This window comes from Pseudomonas sp. CFBP 13727, assembly GCF_014841915.1.
Classification (GTDB): Bacteria; Pseudomonadota; Gammaproteobacteria; order Pseudomonadales; family Pseudomonadaceae; genus Aquipseudomonas; species Aquipseudomonas baltica.
On sequence record NZ_JACYUT010000004.1, the window covers coordinates 410,103 to 422,324 of the forward strand.

12 protein-coding genes are annotated in these 12,222 nt (G+C 63.1%); 5 read left to right on the forward strand and 7 right to left on the reverse strand.

The window, feature by feature from the left end; genetic code table 11:
* From livM to IFT76_RS15155, 4 genes are all read left to right on the forward strand, one after another.
* Entirely contained in the window at positions 1-1,305 is a 1,305-nt protein-coding gene (gene livM, locus IFT76_RS15140; protein ID WP_122480350.1) for a high-affinity branched-chain amino acid ABC transporter permease LivM, read from the forward strand.
* On the forward strand, positions 1,302-2,177 hold the full coding sequence (locus IFT76_RS15145) for an ABC transporter ATP-binding protein (protein WP_122480349.1): 876 nt from the start codon (positions 1,302-1,304) through the stop codon (positions 2,175-2,177). Before livM ends, IFT76_RS15145 begins: the two co-directional genes overlap by 4 nt.
* A complete protein-coding gene (locus IFT76_RS15150; RefSeq protein ID WP_122480348.1) occupies positions 2,174-2,890 on the forward strand; it encodes an ABC transporter ATP-binding protein in 717 nt (238 codons plus the stop codon). Before IFT76_RS15145 ends, IFT76_RS15150 begins: the two co-directional genes overlap by 4 nt.
* 729 nt (positions 2,891-3,619) lie before the next feature.
* On the forward strand, positions 3,620-4,387 hold the full coding sequence (locus IFT76_RS15155) for an SDR family oxidoreductase (RefSeq protein ID WP_192059081.1): 768 nt from the start codon (positions 3,620-3,622) through the stop codon (positions 4,385-4,387).
* A 12-nt stretch (positions 4,388-4,399) separates the two neighbouring features.
* Here the strand turns inward: IFT76_RS15155 and IFT76_RS15160 are convergent, their stop codons facing one another.
* From IFT76_RS15160 to IFT76_RS15190, 7 genes are all read right to left on the reverse strand, one after another.
* Complete coding sequence (locus IFT76_RS15160) at positions 4,400-5,488, reverse strand: AGE family epimerase/isomerase (RefSeq protein WP_192059083.1); 1,089 nt, start codon at positions 5,486-5,488, stop codon at positions 4,400-4,402.
* 93 nt (positions 5,489-5,581) lie between these two features.
* Complete coding sequence (locus tag IFT76_RS15165; RefSeq protein ID WP_122480345.1) at positions 5,582-6,154, reverse strand: HupE/UreJ family protein; 573 nt, start codon at positions 6,152-6,154, stop codon at positions 5,582-5,584.
* A 57-nt stretch (positions 6,155-6,211) separates the two neighbouring features.
* Positions 6,212-6,826: an urease accessory protein UreG gene (gene ureG / locus IFT76_RS15170; protein WP_122480344.1), complete on the reverse strand. Its 615-nt coding sequence runs from the start codon at positions 6,824-6,826 to the stop codon at positions 6,212-6,214.
* Between the two features lie 10 nt (positions 6,827-6,836).
* Positions 6,837-7,511 carry an urease accessory protein UreF gene (locus IFT76_RS15175; protein WP_185795297.1) on the reverse strand — a complete coding sequence of 225 codons (675 nt, stop codon included), beginning with the start codon at positions 7,509-7,511 and terminating at the stop codon, positions 6,837-6,839.
* Positions 7,508-8,008 (reverse strand): urease accessory protein UreE, encoded by a 501-nt coding sequence (gene ureE / locus IFT76_RS15180; protein WP_122480342.1) that lies wholly within the window; start codon positions 8,006-8,008, stop codon positions 7,508-7,510. The genes IFT76_RS15175 and ureE overlap by 4 nt, the downstream gene beginning before the upstream one ends.
* Before the next feature lie 158 nt (positions 8,009-8,166).
* Complete coding sequence (locus IFT76_RS15185) at positions 8,167-8,793, reverse strand: TetR family transcriptional regulator (RefSeq protein WP_192059085.1); 627 nt, start codon at positions 8,791-8,793, stop codon at positions 8,167-8,169.
* A 147-nt stretch (positions 8,794-8,940) separates the two neighbouring features.
* On the reverse strand, positions 8,941-9,477 hold the full coding sequence (locus IFT76_RS15190) for a hypothetical protein (protein WP_122480340.1): 537 nt from the start codon (positions 9,475-9,477) through the stop codon (positions 8,941-8,943).
* Between the two features lie 528 nt (positions 9,478-10,005).
* Between IFT76_RS15190 and IFT76_RS15195 the strand changes: the two genes are divergently transcribed.
* Positions 10,006-12,078 carry an AsmA family protein gene (locus IFT76_RS15195; protein WP_192059086.1) on the forward strand — a complete coding sequence of 691 codons (2,073 nt, stop codon included), beginning with the start codon at positions 10,006-10,008 and terminating at the stop codon, positions 12,076-12,078.
* The last annotated feature ends 144 nt before the right edge of the window (positions 12,079-12,222 follow it).

Sequence of the window (12,222 nt, forward strand, 5' to 3'; positions counted from 1 at the left end):
ATGTCCGCACCTACTGCCAAACCTATCGATATCAAGAAAAGCCTGGTCGACATGGTCATTGCCGGCCTGCTGGCGCTGATCGTGTTCGGCCCCATCGTCGGCATCGTGCTCGACGGCTACAGCTTCAACCTGCAACCGGCCCGCGTCGCCTGGCTGGTGGCAGCGGTGATGGCCGGGCGCTTCCTGCTCAGCCTGTTCCTGCAGACGCCGCGTGGCCGCAGCATTTCCCAGAGCTTCGAAAGCTCGGGGTCGGGCGTGCACGTGCTGCCGCCGGACTACAAGTCGCGGCTGCGCTTCATCATTCCAGCGCTGATCGTGATCGCCATCGTGTTCCCCATCTTCGCCAACAAATACATCCTCACCGTGGTCATTCTCGGGTTGATCTATGTGTTGCTGGGCCTGGGCCTGAACATCGTGGTCGGGCTGGCCGGTCTGCTCGACCTGGGCTACGTGGCGTTCTATGCCATCGGCGCCTACGGCCTCGCATTGGGCTACCAGTACCTGGGCCTGGGCTTCTGGTCGGCGTTGCCGCTGGCCGCGATCGCGGCGGCGCTGGCGGGGTGCATACTGGGTTTCCCGGTGCTGCGAATGCACGGGGACTACCTGGCCATCGTGACCTTGGGCTTCGGCGAAATCATTCGCCTGGTGCTCAACAACTGGTTGTCGTTCACCGGCGGTCCCAATGGTGTGCCGGTACCTTCGCCCACCTTCTTCGGCCTGGAGTTCGGTCGTCGCGCCCGTGACGGCGGGGTGCCGATCCACGAGTACTTCGGCTTCGAATACAACCCCGACCTGAAATTCCTGTTCATCTACGCCGTGCTGTTCCTGGTGGTACTGGCCGTTCTCTACGTCAAGCATCGACTCACCCGCATGCCGGTAGGGCGTGCCTGGGAAGCCCTGCGCGAGGACGAGATCGCCTGCCGCTCGATGGGCCTGAACCACGTGTTGGTCAAGCTTTCGGCCTTCACCATCGGTGCCTCCACCGCAGGCCTGGCTGGGGTGTTCTTCGCCAGCTACCAGGGCTTCGTCAACCCGACCTCGTTCACCTTCTTCGAGTCGGCGCTGATCCTTGCCATCGTCGTGCTGGGCGGCATGGGCTCCACCGTAGGTGTGGTGATTGCTGCCTTCGTACTGACCGTGGCCCCGGAGCTGCTGCGCAGTTTCTCCGAGTACCGAGTATTGCTGTTTGGCGTATTGATGGTACTGATGATGATCTGGCGGCCACGTGGCCTGATCCGTATCAGCCGTACCGGCATCAAGCCAGTCAAGGGCGCATTGATCGACGCCAAGGGGACTACGCCATGAGTAACGAAGTCATTCTGTCGGTCGAGAAGTTGATGATGCATTTCGGTGGCATCAAGGCCTTGAGCGATGTCAGCCTGCAGGTCCGGCGCAACTCGATCTTCGCCTTGATCGGCCCCAACGGCGCCGGCAAGACCACCGTCTTCAACTGTCTCACTGGGTTCTACAAGGCCACCGGTGGACGTATCGAACTGAACGCTCGCGGCCAGAAGACCAATGTCATCAAGTTGCTGGGCGAGCCGTTCCAGGCCACCGATTTCGTCTCGCCACGCAGCTTCGCCAGCCGGGTCTGGTACAAGATGTTCGGCGGGACTCACCTGGTGAACCGCGCCGGGCTGGCCCGGACCTTCCAGAACATTCGTCTGTTCAAGGAAATGTCGGTGCTGGAAAACCTGCTGGTCGCCCAGCACATGTGGGTCAACCGCAACATGCTGGCAGGCATCCTCAACACCCGTGGTTATCGCAAGGCCGAAGAGGACGCTATCAAGACCGCGTTCTACTGGCTGGAAGTGGTGGACCTGGTGAACTGCGCCAACCGCTTGGCCGGTGAGCTTTCCTACGGCCAGCAACGGCGTCTGGAGATCGCCCGGGCCATGTGCACGCGGCCCCAGGTGATCTGCCTGGACGAACCGGCGGCGGGCCTCAACCCGCAGGAAACCGAGGCCCTGAGCGGCATGATCCGCCTGCTGCGTGACGAGCACGACATGACGGTGGTGCTGATCGAACACGACATGGGCATGGTGATGAGCATTTCCGACGACATCGTGGTACTGGACCATGGCAATGTGATCGCCAAGGGCGGGCCGGAGCAGATCCGCAACGACCCCAAGGTGATCGCCGCCTACCTGGGTGCCGAAGAGGAGGAGCTGGTATGAGTACGCCCATCCTCGAAATGAAGGAGATCGACGTTCACTACGGCCCGATCCAGGCGCTGAAGAAAGTCTCGCTGCACATCAACGAGGGCGAGACGGTCAGCCTGATCGGTTCCAATGGCGCGGGCAAGTCGACGCTGTTGATGTCGATTTTCGGCCAGCCGCGCGCCAGTGCGGGGCAGATCATCTACCGGGGTACCGACATCACCCAGAAGTCGTCCCACTACATCGCTTCCAACGGCATTGCCCAGTCGCCGGAAGGCCGTCGGGTGTTTCCCGACATGTCGGTGGAAGAAAACCTGATGATGGGTACCATCCCCATCGGCGACAAGCACTCGAGCGAAGACATGCAGCGCATGTTCGAGCTGTTTCCACGGCTCAAGGAACGGCGCAATCAGCGCGCCATGACCATGTCCGGCGGCGAGCAGCAGATGCTGGCCATCGCGCGCGCGCTGATGAGCCGGCCCAAGCTGTTGCTGCTCGACGAGCCGTCGCTGGGGCTGGCGCCGATCGTGGTCAAGCAGATCTTCTCGACCCTGCGCGAGCTGGCTCAGGGCGGCATGACCATCTTCCTGGTCGAGCAGAACGCCAACCACGCTCTGCGGCTTTCCGACCGTGCCTATGTGATGGTCAACGGCGAGATCCGTCTGACCGGCACGGGGCGTGAGTTGTTGAGCAACGACGAGGTGCGCAACGCGTATCTGGGCGGGCACTGAGCAGACGTGAAAGGCTTGCCGAACGCCCCGTCAGGGGCGTTTTTCGTCACCCTGCCCAATTGTGGAAAACAAATTCGCTGCAGTGTCAAAGTGCGACATAAAACCACTGTTGGTCACCGAAATGCCACAAAGCACGCTTGTCCCCAATTGCTGTGGAACCGGTTGTGGACAAGTTGGTGGTATACCTCTGCAGGCCACGGTATACGGGGCCTTCAGTCAGCTGATCAAAAATCGAACAGCAGGTTGGACAGTCGCGCGAACGGGCTTTGTCAACTGTTTTATCCACCGTGCCAATCAGAGTGACAGCACTCGCACAGGCTGTGGATAAGTCTGTGAACAAGCCTTGGAAATACTTCGAAAAGTGGCGGTTTCACTGGCGTTGCGCCTTTGGTCGTATGACCACTGCAGACGCAGTGCCGTACCTGCATGCGCAATACACCTCACCGGTCAAGCCAAAAAATTCTAATGGCTCCCGGCCAGCTTGGCCTCCGGGGTTGCCGTGCAGAAGGGAGTTGCCCCCAATCTCTGTGGAACGGCTTGTGGATAAGTTGCGGGTAACCGCACTGGGACCCGCAACCACAAGGGTCTGCGGGCGCTGTTCGATTATTGATCAGTTGCATACGGCCCGTACGCCGGGCATTCTGCAAAACCCCATTCACGGTGGCGACGGTTCGAACGGCCTGCGCATTGCGTGGGCACGCTCCGTGGCTACCCCCGCAGGAGACCCGCATGACTTCCACGGTATTCATCACTGGCGCCACGTCCGGATTTGGCGAAGCCTGCGCGCGACGTTTCGCCGAGGCAGGCTGGTCGCTGATTCTCACCGGCCGTCGCGAAGAGCGCCTGATGGCGCTGAGCGAAGAGCTGTCGGCAAAGACGCGGGTGCATCCGCTGGTGCTCGATGTGCGCGACAGAAAGGCCATGGAGGCAGCGATTGCCGGGTTGCCCGAGGAGTTCGCCAGCATCAGCGGGTTGGTCAACAACGCCGGCCTGGCCTTGGGTACCGATCCTGCACCCAAGTGCGACCTGGACGACTGGGACACCATGGTCGATACCAACGTCAAGGGCCTGATCTACGCGACGCGGCTGTTGCTGCCGCGCCTGATTGCCCACGGCAAGGGGGCTACCATCGTCAACCTGGGTTCGGTGGCGGGCAATTACCCGTATCCCGGCAGCCATGTGTACGGCGCCACCAAGGCTTTCGTCGGGCAATTCTCGTTGAGTCTGCGCTGTGACCTGCAGGGCACCGGCGTGCGCGTCACCAACCTGGAACCCGGGATGTGCGAAAGCGAGTTCTCACTGGTGCGTTTCGGCGGCGACCAGGCACGCTACGACGCCACCTATGCCGGCGCCAATCCGATCCAGCCGCAGGACATCGCCGAAACCATCCACTGGATTCTGACCCAGCCGGCGCACATCAACATCAACAGTCTGGAAGTGATGCCGGTCACGCAATCGTGGGCCGGCTTCGCCGTGGAGCGTCCAGGCAAGGCTTGATCGGCCCTGGCGTCAGAGGAACGCCTGCAGGCCCTGGTAGCAGGTCAGCAGGTGGTAGGGGGTGGTCGATGGCATGTCCGTGCGGCTGACTACCCCGGTGCCATCGCGGCATTCGTGCCAGCCGCCGGGGTGCAGGAAGCGCTCGCGCAGCACCTGCAACTGCGCGGCCACCGCCGCACCGGGCTGCAAGGTCAGCGCCCGCAGGTATTCGGCCTGTGCCCAGATACGCTGGGTGGCGTCCAGCACCTGGCCATCGAGCGTGAGCATGCCTGTGACCACGCCGTCCCGAACGCCCGTGCGTTGTGCATAGATGAAGGCGCGCTGCAGGGAAAGGTGCAGCGCACTGCCCTGCAACAGCGGTGAGGTCTGCACGAGGAACAGCCACTCGAACTGATGACCGGGCTCGAACCAGTTATCCACCGCTCCGCGCGGCTTCTCCAGCATGATCCCGTGTTCGGGCTCCACGAAACGCGCCTGCATCGCTTCGCAGAGGGCCTGCAGCGCCCTCTGCGTGGGTGGGTCGTCACGCACTGCCAAGGTTGCCAGGAAGCCCTCGGCCAGGTGCATCAAGGGGTTCTGCAGTGGGCCGGTGCCCAGGTTGGCCCAGCCTTCGCCGAGCACGGCTTCGTAAAGCCCATCATCTGTGGAAAAGCGCGTGGCGATGACCTCGAGGGCGGCACTGAGCACCGATTCCACCAGCGGTTCGCGCACCTTGGCCCAGTAGTGCGCACAGGCGAAGACGATGAACGCGTGGGTGTAGAGATCCTTGCGTCGATCCAGCGGGCGGCCCTGGGCGTCGATGCTGTAGAACCAGCCGCCGTGTTCGGCGTCGTGGAAATGCCGTTGCAGGGAACGGAACAGGGTGGCGGCGTGTTCGCGCGCACCGGGTTGCTCGATCAGGCTGGAAAAGACATACAGTTGGCGGGCGCAGGCCATGGCGCGGTAGCGCTGCACCGGCAAGGGCTGGCCGGCAGCGCTCACCGCTTCGAACGGCAGGCCGAGTTCGCTATCGAAGCCAGCGCCTTGCCACAACGGCAATACGATTTCGCGAAAGTGCGCTTGGGTGGCCGCCAGGGCGGCGTGCAGCGTTGGGTCGGGCATTGGCGGGATCATCGGAGACGTTTTGCGCGACATGGTAGCAGGTGTCGGCCACGGCGCCCAAGACAAGGCCCCCGGGCAGGGGGCCTGGCGCGATCAGCCGGTAAGCAGCCATGCGCCGGTCATGGCCGACAGCGCACCGGCCACGCGTACCAGTGGCGCGGCTGCCGTTGGCAGGAACCGAACGACGGCATAACCCGCCGCATGCAGTGCTGCGGTCGCCATGACGAAACCGGCAGCATAGGCAACCGGGCTGGACATCTCCGGCAATTCCAGGCCGTGAGCGACGCCGTGGAACAATGCGAACAGCGCAGTGGCCACCACCGCCAAGGCTAACGGTGGCCGCACGGCCAGTGCCACGGCCAGGCCCAGGGCCAGTACCGAGGCGGCAATGCCGCTTTCCAGTGCAGGCAGTTGCAGGCCGGCAAAACCCAGCAGGCCACCGATCAGCATGGTGCCGACGAAGGTGCAGGGCAGGGCCCAGCGTGCCGCGCCTTGCTGCTGCGCCGCCCACAGGCCGACGGCGAGCATGGCCAGCAGGTGGTCGAGGCCACCCAGGGGGTGACCGATGCCGGCCAGCAGGCCATTGTCGCCGTGTCCCGGATGAGCGAAGGCCACCGCCGGTGTCAGCAGCAGGGCTGCGCAGGTGAGAAGCGTCTTGAAGGTCATGCGGGTCTGTTCCTTATCGTCGTGTTCACGGTAGTTGCGAGCAAGGGTGCGCTGGGTTCAGGCGGCGTCGAGCAGGCCTTGGCGTTCGATGAAGGCAATGATCTGTTCCAGGCCCTGACCGGTCTTCTGGTTGCTGAAGACGAACGGCTTGTCGCCGCGCATGCGTCGGGTGTCGCTGTCCATCATTTCCAACGAGGCCCCTACCAGCGGCGCCAGGTCGATCTTGTTGATCACCAGCAGGTCGGACTTGCAGATGCCAGGGCCGCCCTTGCGCGGCAGCTTGTCGCCGGCGGACACGTCGATCACGTAGATGGTCAGGTCCGACAGCTCGGGGCTGAAGGTGGCGGACAGGTTGTCCCCACCCGATTCCACGAGGATCAGGTCCAGGCCCGGAAAGCGCCGGTTGAGCTGGTCCACGGCTTCCAGATTGATGGAGGCGTCTTCGCGGATGGCGGTGTGCGGGCAGCCACCGGTTTCCACACCGATGATGCGCTCGGGCGCCAGGGCCTGGTTGCGTACCAGGAAGTCGGCGTCTTCGCGGGTGTAGATATCGTTGGTGACCACGGCCAGGTTGTAGCGCTCGCGCAGGGCCAGGCACAAGGCCAGGGTCAGCGCGGTCTTGCCAGAGCCTACCGGGCCTCCGATACCGACACGCAGGGGTTGGGTATTCATGGTGACTCTCCTAGGAACGGAACAGGCGGCTGTACTGGCGCTCGTGGGCCATGCTCGCCAATGACAGGCCGAAAGCGGCGCTGCCGTAGTGTCGGGGATCCAGTTCGGTGGCTGCGAACTGGGCCTGCTGCAGCGTCGGCAGCAGTTGTGTGGTAAGTCGCTGAGCAGCCTGCTGGCCCAGGGGCAGGGTCTTCATGAGCACCGCCAACTGGTTTTCCAGCCAACTCCACAGCCAGGCCGCAAGGGCGTCCTGCGCAGGGATGTTCCAGGCGCGCGCGGCCAGTGCCCAGCCCAGGGCCAGGTGGGGCTCTTCGATCTGAGCCAGATAGTGGCGGGCCGTAATGTCCAGTTCGGCAAGGCCGAGCAGCAGTTGCTTGAGCGAATAGCCCATTTGCCGGCTTTCGAGTTGCAGCTCGCGGGTTTCGCGGCTCGAGCGATGTTCGGCACCTAGCTCCAGCAGTTGTCCCCAGTCCTCTTCGGCGGCAGCCACGCAGTGGGCCAGCAGCAGGGGCGCCTCGAAACGGGCCAGGTTGAGCAGCAGTTGGTCGGCGATCCAGCGATGGGCGCTTTGCGCATCGGTCACCGTGCCGTTTTCCACGGCCATCTCCAGGCCCTGCGAGTAGCTGTAGCCACCGATCGGCAGTTGCGGGCTGGCCAGGCGCAGCAGGGCCCAGGCGTTGTTCACGTGCGCACGCCGAACTGGTGCAGTTTGGGCGCGTAGTTGAAGTCTTCCTCGCCATGGCGCGAGTGGTGATGACCACCGCCATAGGCGCCATGTTCGGGATGAAAAGGTGCCAGCAGGGGCTGGGTCTGGGCGCCGAGTTGTTCGAGCATGGCCTTGAGCACGTAGTCGTCGAGCAGGCGCAGCCAGCCGTCACCCACTTGCAGGGCCACGTGGCGGTTGCCCAGATGGTAGGCGGCGCGAGTCAGCTCGAAGGCGCTGCTGCAGGTGACATGAAGCAGCGCCTCGGGACGCGCGCAGACCCGCACCACGCGGCCGTCCTCGGCCTGCAGGCATTCACCGTCGTGCAACGGAGGTTGACCGCGTTCCAGAAACAGGCCGACGTCTTCACCTTCGGCACTGAAACAGCGCAGGCGACTCTTGCTGCGGGCTTCGAAGTTGAGGTGCAGTTCGGCTGCCCATTGGCTTGCGGGCGCGATTCTGCGATGGATAACCAGCATTGGACGTTTCCATTGAAGGGCAGTGGCCAATGCAGAGCAAGTGTCTTGCCAACCGGTAGTGAGCTAACGGGGCTGCGGGATCAGGATGAACGAGGCTCGGCGCAATGCACTGGTGCGGTGCGTAGCGGCGTGAGGTGCACCAATTCGAGGCGAGCGAGTTATTGGTTGAGGCCTTTCCAGTATTTGGCGCCGATGAAAATGAAGCGCAGTTGCTGGCTGATCTTCGCCTCGGGGGTCAGGTGGGCTGGCAGGTCGGCAGCGGGTGGGTCGATCAGTTCGGGAAGCGTGGCAAACACGGCCTTGACGACAAGGTCGGCCATCACCTGCAGTGACGCGCTGCTCAGGTGCTGCCATTTGGGCATGGACCCCAGATCGGTGGCCAGGTCGGCGCTGATGCCGGCGCGCAAAGTGGCAATGGCCTGGCGCACGGGCAGGGACCCTCCGTATTGCTCGCGGGCGAGGAACAGGAATTGCGGGCGATTGGCAGCCACTCCGTCGAGAAAGATGCGGACGGAAGCCGCCGTGAGGCCGCCGACCACTATTTCATGGTGACGAACCAGGCGCAGTGTGGCGCGGAACGTGGCGTCGACTTCGTTGACCAGGGCCAGGCCGAGCTGATCCATGTCGTCGAAATGGCGATAGAAACCGGTGGGTACGATGCCAGCAGCCTTGGCGACTTCGCGCAGGCTGATACTGCCGAAGCCTCGACCGGCCGCCATCAGTTGGCGTGCAGCTTCGAGGAGGGCGAGACGGGTCTGCTGTTTCTGTTCGGCGCGAGGCAACATCGACGGAGCTTCTGTGAAGGACAGCGAAGAACTCTAGCAAATTGACAGGCGGGGCGTCGAACCAAGCGGGTGCAGCGATGGATTACGCGGAGGTGGCAAGCCCGGCTTGGGGAGGCCGGGCTTCGTCGGATACCTCAAACCGCTGCCTCATGCGTTGGCTTGGTCTTGACGATCGAGCAGACGCTGCGAGCCGTTCTCGGCGAAGGTACCTTGTGGGGTGCGATCCGAACCGTCTTCAGCGAAAGTGGCCTGTGGCGTGCGGTCGGAGCCGTTCTCGGCGAAGGTGCCTTGTGGGGTGCGATCCGAACCGTCTTCAGCGAAAGTAGCCTGTGGCGTGCGGTCGGAGCCGTTCTCGGCGAAGGTGCCTTGTGGCGTGCGATCCGAACCGTCTTCAGCGAACGTGGCCTGTGGCGTGCGGTCGGAGCCGTTCTCGGCGAAGGTGCCTTGTGGGGTGCGATCCGAACCGTCTTCAGCGAACGTGGCCTGTGGCGTGCGGTCGGAGCCGTTCTCGGCGACAGCGCCTTGTGGGGTGCGGTCGGAACCGTCTTCCGCCAGGTAGGGCTGGCTGAAGCTGGCAGCGCTGGAACGCAGTTCGGCGGAAACACTTTGATCGGCGGCTGGCATGGCGAAGGCGTTGGCAGCGAGGACCGAGAGAGTCAGGGAAAGCAGCAATTGGCGTTTCATGATGGTGGCGCTCCTTGGGAGGGCAGTAATTGGGTACAGAGCCAATGCTACTCTTTGAAATTCGATAGAAAAGTTCATAAAGGCAATGGTAACAATCAACGAAAATGATGTTTTGCCGCGAGGGCTCTAGATCGAGGGTTTCAGTGCACCAGCACAGTGAATTCTCGGGCCCTGAGCACCGTTGTCGAGCGTCACCATCGGTAACGTCGATGAAGGAGCGACGCTGAAATCCTGTAGCAGCGGCGCGAGCCGCGTCCTGGTTGACCGCGTTGTATCAGGCAGATCGCATGCACCGCTGACGCGGCTTGCGCCGCTGCTACAGGGAGTAGACCGCGATCCCTGTAGCAGCGGCGCAAGCCGCGTCCGGGTTCATCGCATTGCATCAGGCACAACGCATCCGCCGTTGAAGCGGCTCGCGTCCGGGCTCGAAAAAGCCAAAAACTAAACCCTCGAGGCGTTTATCAGTCCTACCCTTGTTAGGTAGCACCCCCTGTGCTCGCGGGAGCACGCAGTCTCAAGGAGCCCGCAATGACGCGCCCACGTAAAATCATCGCCTGGACCCTGGGCAGCCTGTTGGTCCTGCTGGTGATATTGGTGGTGGTGATCGCCACCTTCGATTGGAATCGAATCAAGCCCACGCTCAACGAAAAAGTGTCCGAGGCCCTGCATCGCCCTTTCGCCATCAATGGCGACCTGGCTGTGCATTGGCAGCGCGAAACGGATGAGGGCGGCTGGCGTGCCTGGGTGCCATGGCCGCGCTTCGTCGCCCAGGACATCACCCTGGGCAACCCCGACTGGTCGCAGAAGCCCCAGATGGCGAGCCTGCAGAAGGTCGAGTTTCGTCTCTCGCCCCTGCCTTTGCTGGCCCAGCGGGTGGTCATACCGCGTATCGACCTGACCGGGCCCGACGTAGCCCTGCAGCGCCTGGCGGATGGACGCGCCAACTGGACCTTTCAGTTCGACGAAAAAGACCCCGATGCCGAGCCCTCCAAGTGGGTCATGGACATCGGTGCCATCGGCTTCGACAAAGGCGTGGTGGCTTTCGACGACCAGACGCTCAAGACCTCGGTCAAGGTGTTGATCGATCCATTGGGCAAGCCCATCGCGTTCAGCGATATCGTCGGCAGCGGTGCGGCCAAGAAAGTCGCCGACCAGGGCGCCAGTGCCCAGGATTATGCCTTCGGCTTCAAGGTCGATGGCCGCTACAAGGACCTGCCGCTGTCGGGGTCGGGCAAGATCGGCGGGCTGCTGGCGCTGCAGGATGCAACACGACCGTTTCCAGTGCAGGTTGACGTGCGCATTGCCGATACCCGCGCAGCGGTTGCCGGTACCCTGACCGACCCACGCAATCTCGGTGCCCTGGACCTGCGCCTGCGCCTGAGTGGCAGCAGCCTGGGCAACCTGTATCCACTGACCGGGGTGACCCTGCCGGATTCGCCTGCGTACGAAACCGACGGGCACTTGCTGGTCAAACTGCACGAGCCCGGCGGCGCGTCGTTCCGCTATGAAGGCTTCAACGGCAAGATCGGCAACAGCGACATCCATGGTGATCTGGGCTTCGTCGCCAGTCAGCCAAGGCCCAAGCTGAGCGGCGCGCTGGTCTCGAACCAGTTGCTGTTTGCCGACCTCAAGCCTTTGATCGGCGCTGACTCCAATACCGAGCAGAAGGCTCGTGGCGGCGCAAGCAAGCAACCCACCGGCAAGGTGTTGCCAGTCGAAGAGTTCAGGACCGACCGCTGGCGTGCCATGGACGCCGATGTCGAATTTACCGGACGCAAGATCGTCCACAGCGAAGAATTGCCGTTCACCGATCTGTACACCCATGTGGTGTTGAACGACGGCAACCTGCGCCTGGAACCTCTGCGCTTTGGCGTGGCCGGCGGCAAGCTGGATACACAGATCTCGCTGAACGGGCGCACTACGCCGTTGCAGGGCAGGGCCAAACTGACCGCCCGCGGGTTTCAGCTCAAGCAGCTGTTTCCCACGTTCGAACCCATGCGCACCAGCTTCGGCCAGCTCAACGGCGATGCCGACATCACCGGTACCGGTAATTCAGTCGCAGCGCTACTGGGTTCGGCAGATGGCAATTTGAAGATGCTGGTCAATGATGGCGCCGTGAGCCGTGACCTGATGGAGATTGCCGGGCTCAATGTCGGTAACTACCTGGTGGGCAAGATCTTCGGCGACAAGGAAGTGGAGATCAACTGTGCGGCGGCCTCGCTGGGCATCAAGAACGGGCTGGCCAGCACCGATCTGTTCGTTTTCGATACCGAGAACGCGATCATCTACGTCGACGGCACGGTGAATTTCAAGCAGGAACAACTGGACCTGAAGATATCGCCGGAATCGAAGGGTTTCCGCCTGCTGTCGCTGCGCTCGCCGTTGTATGTGCGCGGCCCGTTCGCCAAGCCCAATGCCGGGGTGCAAGCCGTGCCACTGCTGCTGCGCGGCGCGGGCATGATTGCGCTGGGCGCTACCATCGGGCCGGCGGCCGGGTTGCTGGCACTGGTCGCGCCTAGTGGCGGTGAGCCGAACCAGTGCACGCCATTGCTCGAACAGATGAAGTCGGGCAAGGCGCCCAAGACCGTGCCTGCTTCCTGAGGCTCGGTTGGAAGGCGGCTCCCCCGGAATGACCCGCACCTGTGTGGGAGCGGGCTCTGCCCGCGAAGCAGTCGCCGCGGTGTGTCAGTTGAGCCGAATCGTGTTTTCGCGGCCACGGACCGCTCCTACAAGCATGCGCGGTAC